The sequence below is a fragment of the Cellulomonas sp. KU4C genome (genome assembly GCF_056868065.1).
On the sequence record NZ_CP200322.1, the window covers coordinates 2491392 to 2516167 of the forward strand.

The 24776-nt window shown below is 76.1% G+C and carries 18 protein-coding genes and 1 pseudogene; 10 read left to right on the plus strand and 9 right to left on the minus strand.

The window, feature by feature from the left end:
• Positions 1-96: 96 nt before the first annotated feature.
• Together AC1VL8_RS11865 and AC1VL8_RS11870 are read right to left on the minus strand one after the other, a co-directional pair.
• A complete protein-coding gene (locus AC1VL8_RS11865; RefSeq protein ID WP_389227480.1) occupies positions 97-897 on the minus strand; it encodes an Fpg/Nei family DNA glycosylase in 801 nt (266 codons plus the stop codon).
• 42 nt (positions 898-939) lie between these two features.
• On the minus strand, positions 940-6093 hold the full coding sequence (locus tag AC1VL8_RS11870; protein WP_483075294.1) for an ATP-dependent helicase: 5154 nt from the start codon (positions 6091-6093) through the stop codon (positions 940-942).
• Between AC1VL8_RS11870 and AC1VL8_RS11875 the strand changes: the two genes are divergently transcribed.
• From AC1VL8_RS11875 to rny, 6 genes are all read left to right on the plus strand, one after another.
• Positions 6085-6321 carry a DUF3046 domain-containing protein gene (locus AC1VL8_RS11875; protein WP_483075295.1) on the plus strand — a complete coding sequence of 79 codons (237 nt, stop codon included), beginning with the start codon at positions 6085-6087 and terminating at the stop codon, positions 6319-6321. The two genes, AC1VL8_RS11870 and AC1VL8_RS11875, sit on opposite strands and share 9 nt — an antisense overlap.
• 72 nt (positions 6322-6393) lie before the next feature.
• Positions 6394-8559 carry an alkaline phosphatase family protein gene (locus tag AC1VL8_RS11880; protein WP_483075296.1) on the plus strand — a complete coding sequence of 722 codons (2166 nt, stop codon included), beginning with the start codon at positions 6394-6396 and terminating at the stop codon, positions 8557-8559.
• A complete protein-coding gene (locus AC1VL8_RS11885; RefSeq protein ID WP_483075297.1) occupies positions 8556-9377 on the plus strand; it encodes an MBL fold metallo-hydrolase in 822 nt (273 codons plus the stop codon). The genes AC1VL8_RS11880 and AC1VL8_RS11885 overlap by 4 nt, the downstream gene beginning before the upstream one ends.
• 257 nt (positions 9378-9634) lie before the next feature.
• Positions 9635-10675, plus strand: a complete 1041-nt coding sequence (gene recA, locus AC1VL8_RS11890; protein WP_389227496.1) for a recombinase RecA — start codon at positions 9635-9637, stop codon at positions 10673-10675.
• Positions 10675-12132: a regulatory protein RecX gene (locus AC1VL8_RS11895; protein WP_483075298.1), complete on the plus strand. Its 1458-nt coding sequence runs from the start codon at positions 10675-10677 to the stop codon at positions 12130-12132. Before recA ends, AC1VL8_RS11895 begins: the two co-directional genes overlap by 1 nt.
• 151 nt (positions 12133-12283) lie before the next feature.
• On the plus strand, positions 12284-13810 hold the full coding sequence (gene rny, locus AC1VL8_RS11900; RefSeq protein WP_483075299.1) for a ribonuclease Y: 1527 nt from the start codon (positions 12284-12286) through the stop codon (positions 13808-13810).
• Between the two features lie 87 nt (positions 13811-13897).
• Here the strand turns inward: rny and AC1VL8_RS11905 are convergent, their stop codons facing one another.
• The 5 genes and pseudogenes from AC1VL8_RS11905 to AC1VL8_RS11925 all read right to left on the minus strand — a co-directional run bounded on the left by AC1VL8_RS11905 (position 13898) and on the right by AC1VL8_RS11925 (position 17239).
• The gene (locus AC1VL8_RS11905) at positions 13898-14209 is read right to left on the minus strand and encodes a hypothetical protein (protein WP_483075300.1); all 312 of its coding nucleotides are present in this window, start codon (positions 14207-14209) and stop codon (positions 13898-13900) included.
• The gene (locus AC1VL8_RS11910; RefSeq protein ID WP_483075301.1) at positions 14194-14790 is read right to left on the minus strand and encodes an ABC transporter permease subunit; all 597 of its coding nucleotides are present in this window, start codon (positions 14788-14790) and stop codon (positions 14194-14196) included. Before AC1VL8_RS11910 ends, AC1VL8_RS11905 begins: the two co-directional genes overlap by 16 nt.
• Entirely contained in the window at positions 14787-15437 is a 651-nt protein-coding gene (locus AC1VL8_RS11915; protein WP_389227508.1) for an amino acid ABC transporter permease, read from the minus strand. Before AC1VL8_RS11915 ends, AC1VL8_RS11910 begins: the two co-directional genes overlap by 4 nt.
• 72 nt (positions 15438-15509) lie before the next feature.
• Complete coding sequence (locus AC1VL8_RS11920) at positions 15510-16385, minus strand: glutamate ABC transporter substrate-binding protein (RefSeq protein ID WP_483075302.1); 876 nt, start codon at positions 16383-16385, stop codon at positions 15510-15512.
• Between the two features lie 58 nt (positions 16386-16443).
• Positions 16444-17239: pseudogene (locus AC1VL8_RS11925) on the minus strand (amino acid ABC transporter ATP-binding protein).
• A gap of 133 nt (positions 17240-17372) precedes the next feature.
• On the opposite strand from AC1VL8_RS11925, the gene miaB reads away from it, so the two are divergent.
• Complete coding sequence (gene miaB / locus AC1VL8_RS11930; RefSeq protein WP_483075303.1) at positions 17373-18977, plus strand: tRNA (N6-isopentenyl adenosine(37)-C2)-methylthiotransferase MiaB; 1605 nt, start codon at positions 17373-17375, stop codon at positions 18975-18977.
• Positions 18978-19006: 29 nt separating this feature from the next.
• Here the strand turns inward: miaB and AC1VL8_RS11935 are convergent, their stop codons facing one another.
• Both AC1VL8_RS11935 and AC1VL8_RS11940 read right to left on the minus strand, forming a co-directional pair.
• Positions 19007-19516, minus strand: coding sequence for a type III secretion system chaperone family protein (locus AC1VL8_RS11935; RefSeq protein WP_389227520.1), 510 nt, complete (start codon positions 19514-19516; stop codon positions 19007-19009).
• Positions 19513-20097, minus strand: coding sequence for a type III secretion system chaperone family protein (locus AC1VL8_RS11940; protein ID WP_483075304.1), 585 nt, complete (start codon positions 20095-20097; stop codon positions 19513-19515). Before AC1VL8_RS11940 ends, AC1VL8_RS11935 begins: the two co-directional genes overlap by 4 nt.
• Positions 20098-20290: 193 nt before the next feature.
• Here AC1VL8_RS11940 and AC1VL8_RS11945 point away from each other — a divergent pair, with 193 nt between their 5' ends.
• From AC1VL8_RS11945 to AC1VL8_RS11955, 3 genes are read left to right on the plus strand one after another with little or no spacing between them, the layout of a single operon-like run.
• Positions 20291-20779 (plus strand): type III secretion system chaperone family protein, encoded by a 489-nt coding sequence (locus AC1VL8_RS11945; protein ID WP_389227526.1) that lies wholly within the window; start codon positions 20291-20293, stop codon positions 20777-20779.
• Between the two features lie 10 nt (positions 20780-20789).
• Positions 20790-22688, plus strand: a complete 1899-nt coding sequence (locus AC1VL8_RS11950) for an HSP90 family protein (protein ID WP_483075305.1) — start codon at positions 20790-20792, stop codon at positions 22686-22688.
• Positions 22685-24685 carry a hypothetical protein gene (locus tag AC1VL8_RS11955; protein WP_483075306.1) on the plus strand — a complete coding sequence of 667 codons (2001 nt, stop codon included), beginning with the start codon at positions 22685-22687 and terminating at the stop codon, positions 24683-24685. The genes AC1VL8_RS11950 and AC1VL8_RS11955 overlap by 4 nt, the downstream gene beginning before the upstream one ends.
• The last annotated feature ends 91 nt before the right edge of the window (positions 24686-24776 follow it).

The window sequence follows — 24776 nt, forward strand, 5'->3', positions numbered from 1 at the left end:
TCGCGTCCGGGGCCTACTCCCGCGGCACGAGTGGATCCATCCCGTCCGACGCGCCGGTGTGTCGGCCAGGATGGATCCACTCGCGCGGGTGGGCCGTCAGGTGGGGGGTCGTTGGCAGACGCCGCAGAAGTACGCGGGGCGCTCCGTCGGGGGGTGGCCGGCGAGGCCGCGGCGGACGGGGGCGCCGCAGCGGCGGCACGGCTCGCGGAGCCGTCCGTGCACCCACGTGGTCCGGCCGCGGTACACCTCGCCGGTCGTGGACGGGGTGGACGTCCCCACCGAGCGCTGCATGATCGCGCGCGCCACCCGGAGCAGCCGGCCGGGGTCGGGGACCTCGTCGGCGGGGGTCCACGGCCAGATCTTCTCCAGGAACAGGGAGTCGGCCATGTAGATCGTGCCGATGCCGGCGACGACGGTCTGGTCGAGCAGCACCTCGCACACCGGGGTCGCGCCGCGGGCCGCCCACCGGCGCAGCGCCTCCGCGAGGCCGTCGGGCTCGAAGTCGTCCGCGAGCAGGTCGGGGCCGAGGTGCCCGATCAGGGTGTGCTCGTCGCGGGTCGCCACCACGTCGAGCATCCCGATCAGCTCGCCGACGGCCGTCCAGGTGGCGTTCGCCAGCACCGCCCGGACGGCGGGGCTCGCCGCGCGGGCGCCCGGTGAGCCCGTGCGGGCCACCCGCCAGGACCCGTCCATCCGCAGGTGGGTGTGCAGGGTGCGGCCGTCGTCGAACCTCGTGAGCAGGTGCTTGCCGTAGGACGCGGTGCCGAGGACGGTCCGGCCGACGAGGTCGACGGTCGCGGCCGTCGGCCAGCGCAGGTCGGACCGGACGAGCTCGCGACCGGCGAGGGCCTGGTCCAGGCGGGTCGCCGTGCGCCGGAGGATGTCGCCCTCAGGCACCGCGCGCCACCAGGGGTCCGCGCCTCGTCGGCCGTCCGCGCGTCACCGCGCGCCCCGCAGCCGCATGCCTCGCGGCGTCGGCGCGAAGCCGGCGAGGGTGAGCGCCCGGCCGAGGGCCGTGGACTCGACGCCGCCGCTGAGCAGCTCCTCGCCGTCGCCCCGGACCAGGGTCACGCGCCCGAGGTGCCCGTCGCGCACGGCGTCGGCGAGCCGGGCGGTGGCGAGCCGCAGGGCGGTCTCGTCGTCGGTGAAGGTCAGGACGGTCCGACCGCCGCGTTCGAGGTAGAGCACGAGCGCCCCGTCGACGAGCACGATCACCGACCCCGCCTTGCGGCCCGGGCGGTGCCCGGTGGGGGCGTCGGCCCGGACGGGCCAGCCGAGCGCCGCGCCGTACGGGTTCGCGGGGTCGGTCGCGGCCAGCAGCACGACGGCGCGGTCGGCGTCGGCGGGGACGGACTGCTCGGCGATCCGCTCGAGCTGGCGCGCGTCGCCGCGCAGCTGGTCGACCGCCCCCGGCAGCGCGAACTGCGAGCCGCCGAGGTGCTCGACGAAGTAGCCGCGCCGCACCTGTCCGGCCTGCTCGAGGGCGGCGAGCACGCGGTAGACCGGCGCGAACTGCCCGGCGATGCCCTCCGCGGGGGCGACCGCGCGGGTGAGGACACCGTGCCGGTCGAGCAGCTGCGCCGCGAGGGCGTGCGCGCGCCGGGTCGGGTCGGGCTCGCGCTCGGGCAGCATCGACCAGCGGCCGCCCGCCTCGCCGCCGGCACCGGGCCCGCGGCCCCCGACCCCGGACGACGTGGCGCCCGACCCCGGCCCGCGCAGCCCGAGGCCCGAGCCCCGGCCGTAGCGACCCATGGTCAGCGCCCGGGCCCGCGGGGGCGTCGCCGACGCCGTGCGGTGCGCGGTCCTCCCGCCGGCGAGCCGGGCGCGCAGGGGAGCGAGGCCGTCGTTCGTCACCAGGCCCGCCCACACCAGGTCCCAGAGCGCGTCGACCAGGGTGGCCTGGAGGGTGGTCTGCGACGTGGCGTCGTCCGGGCCGAGGACGTCCGCGACCCGCGTGGCCAGGGCGCCGACGAAGTACGCGCCGCCACCGCGCAGCGCCTCGACGAGCGCCCGGTGCACCGGCGTGTCGAGCAGCCCGGCGGACTCCTGGTCGGGCGGCGTGATCATCGGGAGCGTGAGGTCGGCGGTCGCGGCGAGGTGCAGGCTGACCAGCCCGTCCTTGCCGGGCAGCGTGGCGTGCCCCGCCCAGAGGACCTCGCCCGCGGCGGTCAGCTCGTCGAGCAGCGCCGGGGAGTAGTCGGTCACGCGCGCGGGCAGCACCAGCGTCTCCAGCGCGGAGGCGGGCACGGCGGCGCCGGCCAGCTGCTCGACGGCGCGCGCCAGCCCGTCGACGCCACGCAGCGCGCCGGGTCCTGGGCGGCCGGTGGCGTGCTGCCAGGCCGGCAGGAACCGCCCGAGCGCGACCTGCGGGACGGGCTCGACCTCGGAGCGCAGCGCCGCGAGCGACCGGCGCCGCAGGGTGCGCAGCACGTCGGCGTCGCAGTACTCGTCCCCGGTGCCGCCCAGCGCGTCCGGCCGCAGCCGGCCCTGCACGACGACGCCCGCGCGCTCCAGCGGCCGCAGGGCGGACTGGGCGACGGCGGTGCCGAGCCCGAACCGGGCGGCCGCCTGCGCGGCGGTGAACGGGCCGTGGGTGCGCGCGTGCCGGCGCAGCAGGTCGCCGAGCGGGTCCGGCAGCACCTCGGTGAACACCTCGGGCACCCCCACGGGCAGCGCCACCCCGAGCGCGTCCCGCAGCCGCCCGGCGTCCTCGACGGCCGCCCACTGGTCGCCGTCCCCGACGGGCACGCCGGAGATCCGCACCCGGATCAGCCGCCGCGCCTGCTCGAGGTCGGCGAGCCAGCCCGCGACCTCCGTGCGGACGTCCTCGCGGGTGCGGGCCTCGACGCCCGCGAGGGGGAGCGGTCCGTGCCGCCGGACGACGTCGGCCACCTGCTCGACGGTCCGGGCCTGCCGCTCCGGGTCCGTGCCGGAGACCTCGGCCTCCGTGCGCAGCACCGCGTCGGGGTCGAGCAGGTCCGCGATCTGGGAGCCGCCCCCGCTGCCGAGCAGCTCGTCCAGCAGCGTCGGGTCGAGGGTCAGGGCGGCGGCCCGGCGCTCGGCCAGCGGGGCGTCGCCGTCGTAGAGGAACTGCGCGGTGTAGCCGAACAGCAGCGACTGGGCGAACGGCGACGGCCGGGTGGTGGTCACCTCGACGACCCGGACCCGGCCGGCGGAGACGTCGCGCATGAGCTCGACCAGCGCGTCGATGTCGAAGTCGTCCTGCAGGCACTCGCGCACGGCCTCCAGCAGGATCGGGAAGTCCGGGTACCGGGACGCGACGCTCAGCAGCTGGGCGGAGCGCTGCCGCTGCTGCCACAGGGGCTGGCGGCGGTCGGGCCGGCGGCGGGGGAGCAGCAGCGCGCGCGCCGCGGCCTCGCGGAACCGCGCGCCGAACATCGCGGAGCCGCCTCGCTCGGCCCGGACGGCGTCGGGGACCTCGTCGGGCTCGATCAGCAGGTCGGCGGCGTCGACGGGCGCGGCGTCGTCGAGCCCGCCCGGCGACGCGTCGGGGGCGGACCAGCCCAGCAGGTCGCCGACCGGGTCGGCCGCCGCCGCGAGCATGTCCGGCAGACGCAGCACGATGCCGTCGTCCGCGTGCATCGCGGCGGCGTCGATCCCGAACCGCTCGCGCAGCCGGGCGCCGAGCACCAGCGCCCACGGCGCGTGCACCCGCGCGCCGAACGGCGAGTGCACGACGACGCGCCAGTCCCCGAGCTCGTCCCGGAACCGCTCGACCACGACGGTGACGTCGCTCGGCAGGACGCCCGTGGCCTCCCGCTGCTCGCGCAGGTAGCCCAGGAGGTTGTCCGCGGCCCACGCGTCGAGCCCCGCCTCCTGCACGCGGGTGCGGGCGGCCTCGTCGGGCAGCTCGGCGACCTCGCGGGACCACGCGCCCATCGCGCGGCCGAGCGACGCCGGCCGGCCCTGGGAGTCGCCCTTCCAGAACGGCAGCCGCCCGGGCACGCCGGGGGCGGGGGTCACGAGCACGCGGTCGGGGGTGATGTCCTCGATCCGCCAGGTGCTCGACCCGAGCGTGAAGGTGTCCCCGACCCGGGACTCGTAGACCATCTCCTCGTCGAGCTCGCCGACCCGCTTGCCCCCGCGGGTGCGGCCGCCGGCGCGCTCGGGGTCGGACGGCACGTCGGCCGTCTCCGAGCCCGAGGCCAGGAACACGCCGTACAGGCCGCGGTCGGGGATGGTGCCGCCGCTGGTCACCGCGAGCCTCAGGGCGCCGGGCCGCGCGCTGATCACGTCGGTCGCGCGGTCCCAGACGATGCGGGGGCGCAGCTCCGCGAACTCCTCGCTCGGGTACCGGCCGGCGAGCATGTCCAGCACGGCCCGCAGCGTCGCGTCGCCGAGCGTGGCGAACGGCGCGGACCGGCGGACCACGGCGGCGAGCTCCGGGACGGTCCAGTCCTCCGTCGCCACCATCGCGACGACCTGCTGCGCGAGCACGTCGAGCGGGTTGGTCAGCACGTGCAGGGGCTCGATCTGCCCCGCGCGCATCCGCAGCGCCGTGACCGCGGCGGGCACCAGGTCGCCGCGGAAGGTCGGGAACACCACGCCGTGCGAGACCGCACCGACCTGGTGGCCCGCGCGCCCGATGCGCTGCAGGCCGCTGGCCGCCGACGGCGGGGCGCCGACCTGGACCACCAGGTCGACCGCACCCATGTCGATGCCGAGCTCGAGCGAGCTGGTCGCGACCACCGCGGGCAGCAGCCCGGCCTTGAGCTCGGACTCCGTGCGGGTGCGCTCCGCGCGGCTCATCGACCCGTGGTGGGCGCGCGCGATGATCGTGCCCGCGTCGCGGGTGTCGACGCCGACGGCCGTGCCCGACTGGCCCGTGGCCTGCGCCGCCCAGAGCCCGCCGGGGTCGGGCACGTCCTCGCCCTGCCGCTCGGCCCAGACCTCGTTCATCCGGGCGGTCAGCCGCTCCGCGCCGCGCCGGGAGTTGGTGAACACGAGCGTCGAGCGGTGGTCGGCGACGAGGTCGACGACGCGCTCCTCCACGTGCGGCCAGATGGACGGGCGGGTGCCGCCGGCGCTCGCGGCCTGACCGGTGAGGTCGGCCTCGCCGGGGGCGAGCGGGGCGACGTCGTCCGGGCTCGGGGTGCGAGGGGCGCGCGGCGGGCGCGACGGGTCCTCGGGCAACGGCGCGCCGAGGTCGGTCAGGTCGGGGACGGGCACGACCACGTCGACCCGGATCTCCTTGGTCGACGGCGGCTGCACCACGACCACCTCGCGCCCGTGGTCGGCGGGCGCGCGGCCGCCGGCGAGGAACGCCGCCACACGGTCCACGGGGGTCACGGTCGCGGACAGCCCGACGCGCTGCGCGGGGCCGGGGCCGCCGGGGCGGTCGAGCAGCGCGTCCAGGCGCTCCAGCGACACGGCGAGGTGCGCGCCGCGCTTGGTGCCGGCGACCGCGTGGATCTCGTCGAGGATCACCGTCTGGACGCCCGACAGGCCCGCCCGCGCCTGGGAGGTCAGGACGAGGAACAGCGACTCGGGCGTCGTGATGAGGATGTCCGGCGGCTTGGTCGCGAACGCGCGCCGCTCGTTCGGCGGGGTGTCTCCGGTGCGGACGCCGACCTGCACGTCGGGCAGCGTCAGCCCGCGCCGGGTCGCCGCCTGCCGCACGCCCACCAGCGGCGAGCGGAGGTTCCGCTCGACGTCGGTCGCCAGCGCCTTCAGCGGCGACACGTACAGCACCCGGCACCGGGTCAGGGGGTCGGCGTCGGCGTCCGGCGGGGTCGAGGTGATCCGGTCCAGCGCCCACAGGAACGCCGCGAGCGTCTTGCCCGACCCGGTCGGCGCGACGACCAGCGCGTGCCGCCCGGTGGACACCGCGTCCCACGCACCGGCCTGCGCGGCGGTGGGCTCCGCGAACGCGCCGCGGAACCAGTCCTGGGTCGGCTCCGAGAACCGGGAGAGGACGTCCTCGCCGGTGGTGGCGGTCGGCGGGGCTGGGGTCACCGCGCCATTGTGTCCCGGGGCACCGACACGCGCGCGGGTGCCGGGCCGCGCGTACGCTCGCCCGGCGGTCTCGTGACCGCGCGGCCCGTCGGACGAGGAGGAGGCACGGTGCGGCATCGGGAGTTCTGGCTGCTGGTCGACGAGGTGCTCGGCAGCGCGCACGGGCGCGCCCTGGTGCGCGAGCTCGTGCTGCCCCGGCTCGGCGACCGCACGCCCGAGCAGGCGCTCGACGCCGGCGTCGAGCCGCGGGACGTCTGGCACGCGCTCTGCGACGAGCTCGACATCCCCGACCCGCAGCGCTGGGGCGACGACCGGCACCGGCAGGCCCCGCCCCCGCGGCGCTGATCCGCCCCGGCGCCGATCCGCCCGGCGTCCATCCCGCCCCTGCCCACGAGCGGCGCGTGGCACGCTGGCCCCGTGCCCTCCGTGGTCCCGCACCGGTCCCGGTGGTCGGTCACGCTCAGCGACGTCGGCGACGCCCTGCTGGGCCTGGTCGCCACCGCCGTCGGGCTGGGCGCGGCGCTCGCGGTGGTCGACGGCGTCTCGGCCGACAACCCCGGCGCGGTGCTGCTCGCCGCGCTGGTCGTGGCGGTCGGGGACCTGGTGCTGCGGCCGTCGCTGCGCGTGCTCGCGCGGGTCGGCGGGGCGATGGGGGCGCTGGTCGCCGGGCTCGGCGCGCAGGTGCTCGTGGCCTGGCTCGCGCTACGGGTCGTGCCGGGGCTGCACGTGGCGAACGGCTGGGCGGTGCTGCCGGTGCTGGTCATCACCGGCTGCGTCATGGCCGTGGGCCGCTGGGTCTGGGGCGCCGCGGACTCCGACTACGTCGTCGGCGACGTGCTGCGCCGGGCCCGGTCCCGCGCGCGCCGCGCCGGTGAGGGGGCCGGCCACGGCGACGACCGCCCGCCGGGCCTGCTGGTCGTCCAGCTGGACGGCGTCGCCGCGCCCGTGCTCGCCCAGGCCGTCGACGCCGGTCTGGTCCCGACGATGGCGCGCTGGGTCGCCGACGGCTCCCACCACCTGCACGGCTGGTGGGCGCAGGCCCCGTGCACCACCCCGGCGAGCCAGGCGGGGCTGCTGCACGGGGCAGCCGACGCGGTGCCGTCGTTCCGCTGGTGGGACCGCGACGTCGGCCGGCTGGTCGTGACCAACCACCCCGACGACGCGGCCCTGGTCGAGCGGCGGCTGTCGGACGGGCGCGGGCTGCTCGCGGACGGGGGAGCGGCGGTCTCCACCATGTTCTCCGGCGACGCGGAGCGCCAGCTGCTCGTGATGAGCCAGGCCCGGCGCGGCATCGGGCCCGGCACGTCGTACCTGCGGTTCTTCGCCAGCCCGTTCGTGCTGACCCGCGCGGTCACGCTCACGCTCGGGGAGATGGTCGAGGAGCTGTACCAGGGGCGTCGCCAGCGGCTGCGCGACGTGCGCCCGCGGGTCCCGCGCCGCGGCTGGTACGTGGTGCTGCGCGGGGTGACGAACGTGCTGCTCCGGGACCTCGCCACGTCGCTGGTCGCCGAGCAGCTGGTGCGCGGGGCGCCCGTCGTGTTCGTCGACCTGGTCGACTACGACGAGATCGCGCACCACGCCGGACCCACCCGGCCCGAGGCGCTGCGGGCTCTCGAGGGCCTGGACGGCGTCCTCGACACGCTGTCCCGGGTCGTCGAGGCGGCCCCGCGGGACTACCGGGTCGTCGTGCTCTCGGACCACGGGCAGACCCTGGGGGCGACGTTCGAGCAGGCCGGAGGGCGCACGCTGGTCGAGGTCGTGCGGGGCCTGATGGCCGACCCCGGCCTCGACGCCGTGCAGGCGGCCGCGGACGAGGAGTGGGGGCCGCTGAACGCGTTCCTCAGCTCCTCGGGCGTCCGCCCGGGGACGGACCGCTCGGTGGTGCTCGGACCGCCCGGCCGGGACCGGCGCGCCGACGCCCCCGCCGAGGGCGCCCCGGCCAGCCCCGACGTCGCGGTCGCCGGGTCGGGCAACCTCGGCATGGTGTGGTTCCCCCGGCTCGACCGCCGTCCCGTGCTCGAGGAGGTCGAGCAGCGGTGGCCCGGCCTGGTCCGCGGGCTGGCCGCCACCCCGAGGATCGGCCTGGTCGTCGTGGACACGGCGGCCCGCGGGCTGATGGCCGTCGGGCCGGGCGGCATCCGCTGGCTGGAGGCCGAGGGCGGCGCGGTCGTCGAGGGCGTCGACCCCGTCGCGCGCTACGGCGGGCAGGCCGCGGCGGACCTGCGCCGGCTCGGGCGGCTGCCGCACGTCGGGGACCTCGTGGTGCTGTCCGACGTGACGCCCGCCGGGCACGTGCACGCGTTCGAGGGCCAGGTCGGCTCGCACGGCGGGCTCGGCGGGGCGCAGAACCTCGCGCTGCTGCTGCACCCCGTCGGGCTGCCGCTCCACGACGACCTGCTGTCCGACGTCGACGGGACGCCGGTGCCCGTCGGCGCGGACCGCGTGCACGAGCAGCTGCTGCGGTGGGCCCGGTCGCTGGGGCTGCGACCCGGGGACGAGGCCGCGGCGGCGGACGCGGCGGCTACGGGGGACGGGGCGGGCACCCGGGACGGACCGGGGACCGGGGACGGGGTGGCACGGTGACCGCCGACGAGCCCGCCGCGGTGACCGTCCGGTGGCTGGGGCACGCGAGCCTCGTGCTCGACCTCGGCGGCGCGCGCGTGCTCACCGACCCGCTGCTGCGCCCGCACGCCGGGCTGCTGCGCCGACGCCCGGGACCGCCGCGCCGCGAGCACTGGGCGGGTGCCTCCGCGGTCCTGGTCTCCCACCTGCACCACGACCACGCGGAGCTCGGCTCGCTGCGGCTCCTGGACGGCGTGCCGGTGCTCACGGCGCCGGCCGCCGCGCACTGGCTCGGGCGGCACGGGATCGGCGGGGCGACGGGGCTGGCCGACGACGAGTGGTGGCCGGTGCCCGGCACCGACGTCCGGGTGCGCCAGGTCCCCGCGGTGCACGGCGACCGGCCGATGCCGCACCGGCCGAACAGCGCGCACGGGTTCCTCGTCGTCGCCCCGGGCGTCCGGGTGTGGTTCGCCGGTGACACCGCGCCGTACCCCGCGATGCGCCGGCTGCCGGAGCTGGCGGGCGGGCCGATCGACCTCGCGCTGGTGCCGGTGGGGGGCTGGGGCCCCCGGCTGTCGGGCGGCCACATGGACCCGGTGCAGGCGGCGGCGGTGTGCGAGTCCCTGGGTGCGCGGCGGGCCGTGCCGGTGCACTGGGGCACGCTGCACCCGCCGGTGTCGCGGCGGCTGCCGCCCGGGTGGATGGACCGCGCCGGGCCGGCCTTCGTGCACGCGCTGGCGCGTCGCGGTCTGGTCGAGCCGGTGCTGCTCGAACCGGGCGGTGCGGCGCACCTGGGGGAGCGGGTCGAGCTGCTGGGAGCGGGCGCCGGGACCGCCTGAGGGTGGTGTCGTGCCGCCGCGACGCGCCGGTGGACGGCGGTGCGCCGATCGAACAGGTGTTCGGCTAGTGTGGTCCCCGGTGACGCGCCGCGAGGTCCGACGCGGCCCGCGAGCCCTCCACAACGGGGAGGGGAGCGCGGGTTGTGGACGGCCGCGGGGTGCATGTCGGTGGTCGGGCATAGCGTCACCGCACGACACGGAGACCAGCCCTTGCAGGCGCAGCGCGACGCTGCACGACAGACGAACAGGTGGACACCATGCCCGCTCCCCAGGACCGCGAGAAGGCCCTCGAGGCCGCCCTCAGCCAGATCGACCGCCAGTTCGGCAAGGGCTCGATCATGCGCCTCGGCGACGACGGCCGCGCCCCCGTCGAGGTCATCCCCACCGGCTCCATCGCGCTGGACGTCGCGCTCGGCATCGGCGGGCTGCCCAAGGGCCGTGTCGTCGAGATCTACGGCCCGGAGTCCTCCGGCAAGACGACCGTCGCGCTGCACGCCGTCGCCAACGCGCAGAAGGCCGGCGGCATCGCGGCGTTCATCGACGCCGAGCACGCGCTCGACCCCGACTACGCCAAGAAGCTCGGTGTCGACACCGACGCGCTCCTCGTGTCGCAGCCGGACACCGGCGAGCAGGCGCTCGAGATTATGGACATGCTGATCCGCTCCGGCGCGATCGACGTCATCGTCATCGACTCCGTCGCCGCCCTGGTGCCGAAGGCGGAGATCGAGGGCGAGATGGGCGACAGCCACGTCGGTCTCCAGGCCCGCCTCATGTCCCAGGCGCTGCGCAAGATCACCGGTGCGCTCAACGCCTCCGGCACCACCGCGATCTTCATCAACCAGCTGCGCGAGAAGATCGGCGTGTTCTTCGGCTCGCCCGAGACCACCACCGGTGGCAAGGCGCTGAAGTTCTACGCGTCCGTCCGGATGGACATCCGCCGCATCGAGACCCTCAAGGAGGGCACCGACGCGGTCGGCAACCGGACCCGTATCAAGATTGTCAAGAACAAGATGGCCCCGCCGTTCAAGCAGGCCGAGTTCGACATCCTCTACGGCGTCGGCATCTCCCGTGAGGGCGGGCTGATCGACATGGGCGTCGAGCACGGGTTCGTCCGCAAGTCCGGCTCCTGGTTCACCTACGACGGCGACCAGCTCGGCCAGGGCAAGGAGAACGCGCGCGGGTTCCTGCGCGACAACCCCGAGCTCGCGAACGAGCTCGAGCGCAAGATCAAGGAGAAGCTCGGGATCGGTGTGAAGGTCGAGGCGCCCGCGGGTGCGGAGGTCAAGGTCGACTTCTGATGCCGACCGCGCACGACCCGTCCGACGACGGCCTGGGACCCGCGGGGGCGACGAACCCCGCGGGTCCCGCGCGTCGCGGGACGGACGACGGGGGGAGCCCGGTGGCCGGGACCGGCGACGCGACCGGCGGCACCGAGGCCGACGGCACCTCGGCCGCCGACGGCACGGCGTGGGCGCAGCCCGACGCGGCCGACGACGCCTGGGCGCCCGCCGAGGACGGCGGCTCAGCCTGGTCGGTCGACACGCCCGAGCCCTCGGCGTGGACGGACGACCCGGGACGGTCGGCCGGCGCGGTACCCGGGAGCGGCTCGTCGGTCTGGGACGACGACGCGCCCGCACCGGCGAGCGCGTGGGCCGGCACGACGGTGCCCGCCGCGGGACGGGGCGGCTCGAGGCCCATCGGCACGAGCAGAGGGCCCGGTCGTGACGTCCGGGCGGCCGCACGTCCAGCGGGTCGCGCCGGGGCGCGCGCCGGCGCCGACTCCGGTGCGCGCTCCGAGGACCGCTCCGACCCCCGCCCCGGTGCGTTTCCCGACGCCCGAACCGGCGGATCGCGCGCGGACGTCGGGCTCGACGCGAGCCCGCTCGGCGCCACCGACGACCCCGGGGTGCCGAGGCTCGACCGTGACGAGCGCCGTCGGGTCGCGGAGGAGCTGCGCCGCAGACTCAGCGGCGCGTCCGATCTCGCCCCCACGCCCGACCTCGCCCCCACGCCCGACCTCGCCCCCACGCCCGACCTCGCCGCCGACCCCTCCGTCGCGGTCGAGCTCGACACCGCCGCCGACCCCGCCGGCGCCGACGCGGACCGCGCACCCGGCCGCGAGCGGGCCCGCGGTCGAGGTCGCCCGGGTGGCGGCTGGGGTCGCTCGGGCGGCGGCGGGCGCGGCCGTGCTCCCGCGTCCGAGCCGCCGTCGTCGGGCGCCGCGGGGGTCGACGCCGAGCCCGACCCGGAGCAGGTGGCGCGCTCGGTCGCGCTGCGGCTGCTCACCGGCGCACCGCGCAGCCGCGCGCAGCTCGCCGAGGCGATGGCGAAGCGCGACGTCCCGGAGGAGGTCGCCGACCGGGTGCTGGACCGGTTCACCGAGGTCGGGCTGGTGGACGACGCCGCCTACGCCGAGATCCTGGTCCGCAGCCGGCACGCCGAGCGCGGGCTGTCCCGGCGCGCGCTGTCCCTCGAGCTGCGACGGCGCGGCGTCGACGACGAGACGGCGCGCGAGGCGCTCGCCCAGGTCGACGACGACGACGAGGAGCAGGCCGCGCGGGCACTCGCCCGCAAGAAGCTCGCGTCCACCCGCGGACTGGACCGGGAGGTCCGGCTCCGCCGGGCGTACGGCGCGCTCGGGCGCAAGGGGTACGGCGGGTCGCTGGTGTCGCGGGTCGTCCGCGAGGAGCTCGCCGCCGAGGGGCAGGACGCCGACCCGGACGACGCGTGGCCCGGCGGTCCCGACCACGGCTGACCCGGTCGGGAGGCCAGACCCTGGTGGTGTCGTGGCCCGCCGGGCGGGCCGGGTGGTGAACAATGGGATCTCCGCGACGTGGTTCACCCGCGCCGGCCTCCTGGGCCGGTGCGCACCGGCGTCGCGCCGACGACGAGGAGAGTGACCACCCATGCAGGACGCCGCGATCGTGGTGGGACTGCTGGCCGCGTGCCTCGTCGCGCTCGTCCTGGTGCTGCTGGCCCGGCGCGAGGCCGCGGCCGTGCGCCGGCAGGCCACCGAGGACGTGCAGAGCATCAGGGACGAGGCGCGGACCGCGCTGGCGGACGCCCAGCGCCGGGAGGCCCGCGCGGTGGAGCGCGAGGAGAGCGCCGCCGCCGCCGAGCGGTCCGCGACCGAGCACGAGCGGGCCGCCCGCGCCGCGCAGGACGCCGCCACCGAGCTCCGCCGGGACGCCGCCGCGCAGGCCGGCTCCGCGACCGCGGCCGCCGCGGAGGTGCGCGCGGCCGCCGAGCGCGCCGCCGCCGACCGCCTCGCCGCCGCCGACCGCGAGGCCGTCGAGCGCCTCGAGGCGACCTCGGGCCTCACCGCCGCGGAGGCCCGCACCGAGCTGCTGCGGCAGCTCACCGCCGAGGCCGCGACGGCCGCCAGCGCGTCGATCCGCCGCATCGAGGCCCAAGCGCGCCGCACCGCCGAGTCGCGGGCCCGCCGGGTGCTGGCGACCGCCGTGCACCGCACCGCCGTCGCGACCAGCAGCCAGAGCACCGTCACCCTCGTGGCGCTGCCCTCGGAGGAGATGAAGGGCCGCATCATCGGCAAGGAGGGCCGGAACATCCGGCTGTTCGAGGCGCTCACCGGCGTCAACGTGCTGATCGACGAGTCGCCCGACGCGGTCGTGCTGTCGTGCTTCGACGCGGACCGGCGCGAGGTCGCGACGGTGGCACTCGAGGCGCTGATGGCCGACGGGCGGATCAACCCGCAGCGCATCGAGGCGGCGTACGCGGAGGCCGTGGCAGGGGCCGACGAGCGCGCCCTCGAAGCCGGTCACGCCGCCGCCGAGCGCGCCGGGGTGCGGGGTCTCGACGAGCAGCTGGTGCGCGTGCTCGGCCGGCTGCGGCTGCGGACCTCGTTCGGGCAGAACGTGCTGGACCACCTGGTGGAGTCGGCGCTGCTGGCCGCGCAGGTCGCCGTCGAGATCGGCGCGGATGTCGACGTCGCCCGGCGCGGCGCCCTGCTGCACGACATCGGCAAGGCGCTGACGGGCGAGGTCCCCGGGCCGCACGCGCAGGTCGGCGCGGCGCTGGCCGCCCGGCACGGGGAGTCCGACGTGGTGGTGAACGCGATCGCCGCGCACCACGACGAGGTGCCCGCCGAGACGGTCGAGGCCGTCCTGGTGCAGGTCGCCGACGCGATGTCCGCGGCACGGCCCGGCGCCCGGCGCGAGGACGTCGACCAGCACGTCGAGCGGCTGGAGCAGCTCGAGGAGCTGGTCGCGGGCCACGCCGGGGTCCGCCGCGCGCTGGCGATGGCGGCCGGACGCGAGATGCGCGTGGTCGTCGAGCCCAGCCAGGTGCCCGACGCCGACCTGGGGAAGCTGGCGGTCGAGATCGCCCGGCACATCGAGCACGACCTGTCCTACCCGGGCGAGATCAAGGTGACCGTCGTCCGCGAGGTCCGCGCCAGCGCGACCGCGGGCTGACCCCAGGCCCTCCGGCCGCCGGTGCGCCGAGACAGGACGTTCCCGCCGAGTCAGGTCCGCCCAGCGCCCTGACTCGGCGCGGTGGTCCTATCTCGGCGGACGCACGCCGCCGCCCGCGCCGCCCGCAGCGCCCGCGGTCGGGTTCAGCGTCGGGTCGGCGGTGATCGTCGCGGACGTGCGGGTGCTGCGGCCCTGGAGCCAGATCGCCAGGCGGGTCAGCGACAGGTTCACCACGAGGTAGATGCCGGCGCCCGCGACGAACAGCGCGACGTAGTACTTGTTGCCGAAGTACTGGGCGTTGTTCTGCATGGCCTTGAGCAGCTCGGGGTAGCCGACGACGAACCCCAGCGACGAGTCCTTCAGCAGCACCACCAGCTGGGCGATCAGGCTCGGCAGCATGGTGCGCACGGCCTGGGGAGCTGCACGAGCAGCAGCGTCTGCGCGCGGGACAGGCCGATGGCGTAGGCGGCCTCGGTCTGGCCCTTCGGCAGCGACGCGAGCCCGGCGCGCAGGATCTCCGCGATGATCGCCATGTTGTAGACCGTGAGGCCGAACACGACGGACGCGAACGCGTCCCAGCCGAAGCCGAGCAGCGCGAACAGCATCATCAGCAGCACCGGCAGGCCGCGGAACAGCTCGATCACGGCGGTCGCGGGCAGCCGCAGCCAGGCGATCCGGGTCGTCCGCCACATCGCCAGCAGCAGCCCGAGGACGAGCGCGAGGGGCGCGGCGACCACGGCGGCCCGCAGCGTCGCACCGAGGCCGCGCACGACCATCGACCGCCACACGTCCTCGGCGGACTGGTTCTTGGGCGGGTCGTACAGCACGTCCCAGCGGTCGGCGCCGAACAGCCCGCGGCCGTCGGCGTACCGGAACGCGAGGGCGAGCAGCGCGATGATGAGGACCGCGCCGACCACCGACCCGATCCGCTCGCGGCGGCGGGCGACGGGACCGGGCTCGTCGTACAGGACGGAGCTCATCGGGCGAACGCCACCTTCCGCTCGAGGACGCCGGCGAGCAGGCCGGCGGGGATGGTGATGACCAGGTAGAACACCGCGACCCCCGCGAGGGCGAGCATGCTCTCGCTGGGGTTGGCCAGCGCGATCCGCCGGCCGGAGGCCAGCAGCTCGACCACCGCGAACCCGGCGGCCACCGAGGTGTTCTTCGCCAGGGCGATGAGGACGTTGATCAGCGGCGGGACGACCGACCGCACGGCCTGCGGGAGCACGACCAGGCCGAGGGTCTGCCCGAACGTGAGCCCGATCGCGCGCGCCGCCTCGGCCTGGCCGATCGGCACGGCGTTGATCCCGGACCGCACGGCCTCGCTGACGAACGCCGAGGTGTAGGCGGACAGCGCGATGACGGCGGTCCAGAACCCGAGCGGGGGCAGCACGCCGAACTGCGGCGCCACGAACAGCAGGAAGAAGAACACGAGCGTCAGCGGCGTGTTGCGCAGGACCTCGACGTAGGTCACGGCGAGGGCGCGCAGCGGGGCCACGGGGGAGACGCGCATGGCGGCGAGCACCGTGCCCAGGGCCAGCGCGATCGCACCGGAGTAGGCGGTCAGCCGCAGGGTCGAGAGGAACCCGCTCAGGTAGGCCGGCAGGTTGTCGGCGATCAGGTCCACGCAGGGCCCTTCACTCGGGGAGGACGGGAGCGGTGCCCGGCCCGCACGGCGGCGGGCCGGGCACCGGGGGTGTCAGTACCGGTCGACGGCCGGGGGCTCCGGGGTCGGCAGGACCGTGCCGGCGGTGGCCTCCCACGCCTCGGTCCAGGTGCCGTCCTCGAACGCCGCCTCCAGGGTGTCGTTGATCCACATCCGGAAGTCGGTGTCGTCGAGCGCCAGGCCGATGCCGTAGGGCTCGGCGGTGAACGGCTCGCCGCGGACCTCGAACGTCGGGTCGTCGGCCGCGAAGCCGGCGAGGATCACGTTGTCCGTGCTGATCGCGTCGACCTGGCCGCCGCGCAGGGGCTCCAGGCAGTCGGAGTAGGCGCCGAACGGCACGACCTCGGTGTCGGGGAAGTTCTCCAGCAGGTTCGCCTCGGGGGTGGACCCGGAGACGGTGCAGACCTTCTTGCCCGCGAGGTCGTCGGGGCCCTGGATGTCCTCGTTGTCGGCGAGCGTGAGGATCGACTGGCCGGCCTCGTAGTACGGCCCGGCGAACGAGACGACCTTCTTGCGCTCGTCGTTGATCGTGTAGGTCGCGATGACGACGTCGACCTGGTCGGACTCGATGAACGACTCGCGGTTGGACGAGATCGTCTCGGTCCACTCGATGCCGTCCTCGGGGATGCCGAGGGCGCCGGCGATGATCTTGCCGATCTCGACGTCGAAGCCCTCGGGCGTGCCGTCGGGGCCGACCAGGCCGAACAGCGGCTGGTCGAACTTCGTGCCGATCCGGATCTTCCCGGCGTCGGCGAGCTCGGCCATCGTCGAGCCCTCGGGGAAGTCGGCGGCCTCGACGTCCGAGACCTCCGGGGCGGACGCGGCGTCGTCGTCGGACCCGCCGCACGCGGCGAGCGTGAGCGCGGCGACGGCGGTGAGGGCGATCGTTCCTGCGGTGCGGGTTCTCATCGGGCTCTCCTCGGGTGGTGGCGAGTCGGTGGTGAGTCTGCGGTGCGGTCGTCGGGCGTCAGTGGGTCAGGATCTTGGACAGGAAGTCGCGGGCGCGGTCGCTGCGGGGGGCCGTGAAGAACGTCTCCGGCTCGGCCTCCTCGACGATCGCGCCGCCGTCCATGAAGACGACGCGGTGGGCGGCCCGGCGGGCGAAGCCCATCTCGTGCGTGACGACGACCATCGTCATGCCCTCGGCGGCGAGCGACGTCATCACGTCGAGGACCTCGTTGATCATCTCGGGGTCGAGCGCCGAGGTCGGCTCGTCGAACAGCATGACCTTGGGCTCCATCGCCAGCGCGCGGGCGATCGCCACACGCTGCTGCTGGCCGCCGGAGAAGCTGGGCGGGCAGCTTGTCGGCCTGGCTGGCGACGCCCACGCGCTCCAGCAGGGCCATCGCGCGCTCCTTCGCCTGGGCGGCGGGCATCCGCCGCACCTTGCGCATCCCGAGCGTCACGTTCTGGAGCACCGTGCGGTGCGCGAACAGGTTGAACGACTGGAACACCATGCCGACGTCGGCGCGCAGCCGGGCGAGGGCGCGGCCCTCGGCGGGCAACGGGGTGCCGTCGACGGTGATGGTGCCGGACTCGACGGTCTCGAGCCGGTTGATGGTCCGGCAGAGCGTGGACTTGCCGCTGCCGGACGGACCGATCACGACGACGACCTCGCCGCGGTGCACGGTGAGGTTGACGTCCTTGAGGACGTGCAGAGCGCCGAAGTGCTTGTCGACGTGGTCGAGGACGACGAGGGGTTCGCCGAGGTGCGGGGTCGCAGCGCCGGGCTCGCGGGCCGGGGCCGGGTCGGGCTGTGCCATCCCTGGAACCTATGGGGCGTTTGTTACCTGCGCCACCGTTCCAGGTCACAGATAGGAAACGCTGCGGTCATACGGACGCCGGGCGGGTGGCGCCCGCCGGCCCCGCGCGCCCGCGGACGTACCCTGGTCGGCGATGAGCACGACGACCACGCCCCCCGCCCCGGCCGCCGCCGACGCCCCCACGTCGAGCGCCGCCGCCCCCGCGCGCACCTACCTGGTGAAGACGCTCGGCTGCCAGATGAACGTGCACGACTCGGAGCACATGGCCGGGATGCTCGAGCAGGCCGGCTACGTCGCCGCGACGCCCGAGGCCGTGGCCGCGGAGGACGCCGACGTCATCGTCATCAACACGTGCGCGGTCCGGGAGAACGCGGCGGACAAGCTCTACGGCAACCTGGGCCGCCTCGCCGGGACCAAGCGCGCCCGCCCCGGCATGCAGATCGCCGTCGGGGGCTGCCTCGCCCAGAAGGACCGCTCGGGCATCGTCGAGCGCGCGCCCTGGGTGGACGTCGTGTTCGGCACGCACAACCTCGACGTGCTGCCGGTGCTGCTGGAGCGCGCCCGGCACAACGAGGCCGCCGAGGTCGAGATCGAGGAGTCGCTCAAGGTCTTCCCGTCGACCCTGCCGACGCGCCGCGAGTCCGTCTACGCGGGCTGGGTGTCCATCAGCGTCGGCTGCAACAACACCTGCACGTTCTGCATCGTGCCCCACCTGCGCGGCAAGGAGCGCGACCGTCGGCCGGGCGACGTCCTCGCGGAGGTCGCCGCGCTGGTCGACCAGGGTGCGATCGAGGTGACGCTGCTCGGGCAGAACGTGAACTCCTACGGGGTCGAGTTCGGCGACCGCGGGGCGTTCGCGAAGCTGCTGCGCGCCGCGGGGGCCGTCCCGGGGCTGGAGCGGCTGCGGTTCACGTCGCCGCACCCCGCGTCGTTCACCGACGACGTCATCGCCGCGATGGCCGAGACGCCGACCGTGATGCCGAGCCTGCACATGCCGCTGCAGTCCGGCTCCGACCGGGTGCTGCGCGCGATGCGCCGGTCCTACCGGTCCGAGAAGTTCCTCGGGATCCTCGACCGCGTGCGCACCGCCATGCCGGACGCGGCGATCACGACCGACATCATCGTGGGCTTCCCCGGCGAGACCGAGGAGGACTTCGCCGAGACGCTGCGCGTGGTCGAGGCGTCGCGGTTCTCCTCGGCGTTCACGTTCCAGTACTCGCCGCGCCCCGGCACGCCCGCCGCGGACCTGCCCGACCAGCTGCCCAAGGCGGTCGTGCAGGAGCGGTACGAGCGCCTGACCGCGCTGCAGGACCGGATCGGGCTGGCCGAGGCGCAGCGCCAGGTCGGCCGGACCGTCGAGGTGCTGCTGGCCGAGGGGGAGGGGCGCAAGGACGGCGCCACCCGCCGGCTGTCCGGCCGCGCCGCCGACAACCGGCTGGTGCACCTCGCGCTGCCCGACGGGCTCCCCGAGGACGCCGCCCCGCGGCCCGGCGACCTGGTGGCCGCCGAGATCACGCACGCGGCGCCGCACCACCTCGTCGCCGACTCCGGGGCCCGGGGCGGGACGTTCGCGGTCCGCCGCACCCGCGCCGGCGACGCCTGGGAGCGGCGGCAGTCCGGCGAGGACGACCACGCGCACGGCGGGGCGGGCGACGCCTGCGGGACCGGAGGGGCCGCGACGGGACCGGCCGCGCCGGTGCTGCTGGGGCTGCCGACGATCGGCCGCGGGCCGCGCTGAGGCGCCTGCGGGGGCTCAGACCTGCGTGCTCAGACCTGCGGCGGCAGCAGCGACTCGAACGACGCGAAGCTCTGCACGCCCGTGCCGAGCCCGCACGACACCAGCTGGTCGAGCTGCTCGTCGGTGACCCCGTGCTCGAGGTCGGTCGAGACCTCGCTGTAGACCGCCAGCTGGCCCTCCTCCTCGCGGAGGTAGAGCTTCGGCCAGATGCGCTCGCGGTTCCAGTCGTTGAGCGCCAGGGCGACGGACCGGCGGCTCGCCACCGGCAGCTGCCGGTGCCACCGGCCGCGGACCTGCAGGATCTCGTGCTGCTCGCCGAGCAGGAGGAACCAGAACCGGGAGTCGTTCCAGACGCCGGTCAGGTCGCCGTCCTCGTCGACCCGGTAGTGGTAGCCGCGGCTCTGCAGCGTGGCGGCGACGCGGTCCCGGGTCAGGGGAGTCGGTCGGGCCTGCGGCGTGACGCTGCGCTCGGTGGTCGCCGGCGCGGTGCGCTCGCCGAGGACCCGGGACAGCCAGCCGGGCGTGCGCGGCGCGGTCACGGTGCCACCGTCGCGGGGTCGGGGTAGAGCTCGTCGATGGCGTCGAAGAACGTGCTCGACGAGCTCAGGCCGCAGAACAGGATCTGGCTGAGCTGGTCGTCGGTCGCGCCGTGCTCGAGGTCGGTCGACACCTCCGCGACGACGTGCACCATGCCGTTGTCGCGGACGCGGACGTACGCCTTGGGCCAGATCCGCTCCGCGTTCCACTCGGTGCAGGCGTCCAGCACCTCCTCGAGGCGCTCGATGGTGATCTCCCGGTGCCACTGCCCGCGGACCTGGAGGATCTCCTGCCGGTCGCCGAACAGGAAGAAGTAGAACAGCCGGCCCCGCCACAGGCCGCCGAGGTCGCCGTCGTTGTCGACGAAGTAGTGGAAGTCGTTGCGCTCGAACCACTGCACGACGCGCTCGGACGACAGGGGCGTGGGGCGGCCGTCGTCGACCCGCACCCCGCTGCCGGTCAGGCCCGCGCGCAGGTCGCCGCGGCCGGGGTTGGCGGGGACGGGACCGGTCTCGCGCGCGGACGCGGCGCGGTCCGGCCGGTCGGGTCCGCGGCGCGGGCCACGGTTGCGGAACAGACCCATGTCCACACCATACGCGCGGGCCCCGCGGGCGCCAGCGCGTCGAGGGGAAGTTCACGCCATCGGGCAAATCGGACGGTGGCCGTGTCGCACCACCGGGTTAGGCTCGGACGGTGGTGCCCTCCCGGGGCCGCCACCTGCATCGACGCCACGACGGCGGTCGCCCCGCGGCCGCACGGAAGGACTGAGGACGGACATGGGCTTCTTCACCAAGCCGGACGCGGCGGGCTCGGCCGGCGCCGCGCAGGCGCTCTCGCACGAGCGGATCATCTCCGTGCTCGACTCGCGCGAGATGCGCTACGGCGTCGACGACGACGGCGACATCGGCGGCTACTGGGACGGCCACCTGTTCTACTTCTTCCGGATGGGCGGCTCGCAGGAGTACCTGCAGACCCGCGGCCGCTGGAACCGCAAGGTCGGCGTCGACCAGTTCGAGCGCGTGGTCGACCTGGTCAACGCCTGGAACTCCGAGAAGCTGTGGCCCAAGGGCTACGTGCGCCGCGAGGACGAGGTCGTCGGCGTGTACGCCGAGCACACGGTCGACTACGAGCACGGCGTCACCGACGAGCAGATCGACCTGCACCTCGCGTGCGGCATCACCACCGCGCTGAGCCTGTTCGAGCACCTGGACGAGCACTTCCCGGACGAGGCGGCCGTCGCCAAGGCCGAGTACGAGAGCGAGTGACGCGGCGCGCATGACCGACCCCGTCGCCCAGGCGTTCCAGGTCGACCTGCACGGCGTGGTCGACCTGCTCGCCCGGCACCTGTACTCGGGCCCCCGGGTCTACGTCCGCGAGCTGCTGCAGAACGGCGTCGACGCGATCACCGCGCGGCGTGCTCTCGACCCAGGGTGCCCGGCGACGGTGCGCCTGCGGCCGCTCGCGGACGGCTCCCTGGCCGTCGTCGACTCCGGCGTCGGCCTGACCCGCGCGGAGGCCCAGGAGCTGCTCGCCACCGTCGGGCGGTCGTCCAAGCGGGACCTCGACCTCGGCCTCGGCCGCGAGGAGTTCCTCGGGCAGTTCGGCATCGGCCTGCTGTCGGCGTTCATGGTCGCCGACGAGATCGAGCTGGTGTCCCGCTCGGCGCGCGAGCCCGACGCCCCGGCGGTCCGCTGGCGCGGGCACGCGGACGGGTCCTACGACCTGACCGAGCTGCCCGGCACCGACCTGCCGGTCGGCAGCACCGTGCGGATCCGCCCGCGCCGGGACATGGAGCACTGGCTCGCGGGGGAGACGGTCGCCGCGCTCGCCGCGGAGTTCGGCTCGCTGCTGCCCGTGGACGTCGCCGTCGAGGTGCCGCTGGGGACCGCGGCCGCGGCGGACGACGTCCCGCTGCCCGCGGACGGCTCGCCGCGCCCCGGGCACGTGTGGCGTCGGGTCTCGGCGTCCGAGCTGCCGTGGACGCGGACCTACCCCGACGCGGTGTCCCGCTCCCAGGCGCTCGCGCGGTACTGCGAGCAGACCTTCGGGTTCACGCCGCTCGCGCACGTCGACCTCGAGGTGCCCCTCGCGGGCGTCTCCGGCGTCGCGTTCGTGCTGCCCGCGGCCGTGCCGCCCGGCGGTGGCGGGTCGCACCGCGTCTACCTCAAGCGGATGCTGCTCGGCGCGCGCGTCGAGGGGCTGCTGCCGGAGTGGGCGTTCTTCGTCCGCGGCGTCGTCGACGCCTCGGGGCTGCGGCCGACCGCCTCGCGCGAGCAGCTCTACACCGACGAGGTGCTGCTGGCCACGCAGGAGGCGCTCGCCGGTGCGGTGCGCGCGTGGACGCTGCGGACCCTGGAGTCCGGCACCGCGCTCGCGGAGCAGTTCGTGAGGACCCACCACCTCGCGGTGCGGTCCCTGGCGCTGACCGACGACACGATGCTCGACCTCGCGTCGCGGATCCTGCCCTACGAGACGACCGACGGGATGCTCACGCTCGCGGACGTCGCCCGGGAGCACGGCCGCGTCGTGTACGCCCCGACGCTGGAGGAGTACAAGCGGATCGCGCCGGTGGCGCGCGCGCAGGGCATCGCGGTCGTCAACGCCGGCTACGTCTACGACGCCGACCTGCTCGCCCGGTTCGCGCAGCGGACGCCCGTCGAGGTCCGGCCGCTCGGCGCCGGGGACATCGCGCAGGTGCTCACCCCGCTGACCCCGGAGCGCGAGCTCGCGACGCTCGACGCCGTGCGCGCCGGCGGCGACGTGCTGCGCCCCCTGGACACCGACCTCGTCGTGCGGACCTTCGAGCCCGCCGGGCTGCCCGCGGTGCTCCTGCACGACCGCGACGGCGACCACCAGCGGGACCTGCAGGCCGCGATGGCCGAGGCCGACGACGTGTGGGGCGACGTGCTCGCCGGGTTCGCCGCCCCCGCGGCCGCCCGGCAGCTGGTGCTGAACGACGCCAGCCCGCTGGTCCGCGACCTGCTCGCGGCCCCCCCGGGCGAGGTGTTCACCGCGGGCCTGCGCTCGCTGTACGTCTCGGCCCTGCTGCTGGCGGGCGAGCCGTTGCGCGCGCGGGAGTCCGAGCTGATGACCGGGTCGATGACCGTCCTGCTCCGCGCAGGGCTGGACCGTGACACGTCCGCCGGGGGACCGGCAGAGGAGGAGCAGGCGTGAGCCGCACGCTGGACGAGGCCAACCGCGAGATCAGCCGGGTCCGGGAGATGCCCTACGGGCTCGCCCGCACCCAGGCGGCCGAGCGGCTGGTCCGGCTCGTCGACGCCGAGGGCCCCGACGAGGCCCGCGCGTACGCGCTGTCGACGCTGGTCGAGGCCTACCAGTGGGGCGGCGAGGTCGACCGGTCCTTCGTCGCGTTCGCGCGGCTGCTGCGCTGGTGGGACGAGCACCCCGAGCACTTCGACGCGCACGACCAGCACGGGCTGTTCTGGTCGTTCAAGTGGATGATCTCGGGCCTGGCCGACTTCCCGACCGTGCCCGCCGAGCAGATCGACCGCACGCTGGCGGACATGGAGCGCCGCTACGCGCTCGCCGGCAACGGCATGGACGCGGTCGCGTACGAGCGGTTCGCCTGGGCCCGCCAGCGCGGCGCCGCCGACGTCGAGGCCGCCTACCAGGCGTGGGTCGCCACGCCCCGCGACGACTTCTCCCAGTGCGAGGCGTGCGACCCCGGTGACCGGGCGTCGTGGCTGATCGCCACCGGGCGGGCCGAGGAGGGCGTCCGGCTCATCGAGCAGACCCTCACCGAGAACCCGTCCTGCGCCTCCGAGCCCGCCGACATGCTGTCCTACCTGGCCGAGGCGCACCTCGACGCCGGCCGCCCCCGCGAGGCCGCCCGCGCGCACCGCCGCGCCGTCGCCGCGCTCGCGCACGCCGAGTCCGACATGGTCGGCGCCCGGGGCCGCCGGATCCGGCTGCTGGCCCGCGGCGGGCAGGCCGAGCGGGCCGTCCGCGCCATCGAGGCCGACCAGCAGTACCTGACCGGCGGCGACACCCCGTACTCCCGGCTCGCGTTCGCCACCCTCGTGGGCGCCGCGACGCACGTGCTCCGGGAGACCGGCCACGGCGACCGACCCGTGCGGCTCGCCACCGTCCCGGCCGGCACCGTGGCCGAGCTCGACGACTGGCTGCGTGCCCGGGCCGACGAGCTCGCCGCGCAGTTCGACGCCCGCAACGGCACCGCCTCGGAGTCCGAGGCCGTGGCCCGGGCCTGGCGGTCGACCCCCGCCGCGGACACCCTCGACCTGGACGTGCTGCCGCGCGGGCTGGGCGCGACCGGCGGCGCCGCGGCGCCGTCGACGGGGTCCACCGGCGGTGCCGGCACGAACGGGGCTGCGGTCACCGAGGGCGCCGCGGCCGGCGCGGAGACCGGCGACGCCGCCCGGCGCGCGGCACCGGCGGACCCCGCCGAGCTCGCGTCCGCCGCCGAGCGCCTCGCCGCGAGCGGGGACGTCGAGGCCGCCGCGGGCGCCTACCTCGACGCCGCGGTCGCCGCGGAGGCCGCGGGCCTCCTGGTCGACGCCGGGTTCGCCTACGCCGAGGCCGCGCACTGCGCCCAGACCCTCGGCGACGACGACGGGGCCGCCGCCGGGTACGCCGCCGCGGTCGCCCGGCTGCGTGCCGGGGACCTCCCGCCGGTCTCGCTCGCGCAGGTCGTCGTGGCCTGGGCCCGCGCCGCCGCCGTGACCGGGGACGCCGAGGCCGTGCTCGCGGAGGCCGAGCGGCTGTCCCGCGACCTGGCCGCCGACCCCGCGCCCGACGCGATCGAGCGGGCGCCCGAGCTCGAGGCGCGCGAGCAGGCCGCCGGTCGCCGCGCTGCCGCCGACCTGGACGACGCCGCCGCCCGGCTGCTCGCCACGCTCGGCGGGGACCACCGGGCACCCGGCGCCGCCGTGGCGCAGCGTGCCGCCGAGGCGTACGCCGGGCTCGGCGCCGTCGCGGACGCCGCGCACGCGTTCTGGCTCGCCGGGCGCCTGCACGACGACCTCGGGAACGTCGAGGAGGCGGTCTGGCACCTCGAGTCCGCGATGGAGGGCTTCGCCGCCGCCCGGCAGCGCGCCCCGCGCGGCGAGGTCGCGAACGCGCTCGTCGACGTCCTGCGCCGCTCCGGCCAGGAGTCCCGCGCCGAGGACCTCGCCCGCACCCTCACCGCCTGACCCCTTCCAGCACCCCGCACCCGCACCCCCGTCGGCCGCACGAGAGGTCACGACACGCTGGTCGCGGCGCCTGCGCGCCCGCGAGTCGTGA

Excerpts from the sequence above, each read along its gene's own strand:
- AC1VL8_RS11870 (WP_483075294.1), bottom strand. The coding sequence starts at position 6,093 with ATGCCGCACCGTGCCTCCTCCTCGTCCGACGGGCCGCGCGGTCACGAG.
- recA (WP_389227496.1), top strand. The coding sequence starts at position 9,635 with ATGCCCGCTCCCCAGGACCGCGAGAAGGCCCTCGAGGCCGCCCTCAGC.
- AC1VL8_RS11895 (WP_483075298.1), top strand. The coding sequence starts at position 10,675 with ATGCCGACCGCGCACGACCCGTCCGACGACGGCCTGGGACCCGCGGGG.
- rny (WP_483075299.1), top strand. The coding sequence starts at position 12,284 with ATGCAGGACGCCGCGATCGTGGTGGGACTGCTGGCCGCGTGCCTCGTC.
- AC1VL8_RS11905 (WP_483075300.1), bottom strand. The coding sequence starts at position 14,209 with ATGCTGCCGAGCCTGATCGCCCAGCTGGTGGTGCTGCTGAAGGACTCG.
- AC1VL8_RS11910 (WP_483075301.1), bottom strand. The coding sequence starts at position 14,790 with ATGAGCTCCGTCCTGTACGACGAGCCCGGTCCCGTCGCCCGCCGCCGC.
- AC1VL8_RS11920 (WP_483075302.1), bottom strand. The coding sequence starts at position 16,385 with ATGAGAACCCGCACCGCAGGAACGATCGCCCTCACCGCCGTCGCCGCG.
- miaB (WP_483075303.1), top strand. The coding sequence starts at position 17,373 with ATGAGCACGACGACCACGCCCCCCGCCCCGGCCGCCGCCGACGCCCCC.
- AC1VL8_RS11940 (WP_483075304.1), bottom strand. The coding sequence starts at position 20,097 with ATGGGTCTGTTCCGCAACCGTGGCCCGCGCCGCGGACCCGACCGGCCG.
- AC1VL8_RS11945 (WP_389227526.1), top strand. The coding sequence starts at position 20,291 with ATGGGCTTCTTCACCAAGCCGGACGCGGCGGGCTCGGCCGGCGCCGCG.
- AC1VL8_RS11950 (WP_483075305.1), top strand. The coding sequence starts at position 20,790 with ATGACCGACCCCGTCGCCCAGGCGTTCCAGGTCGACCTGCACGGCGTG.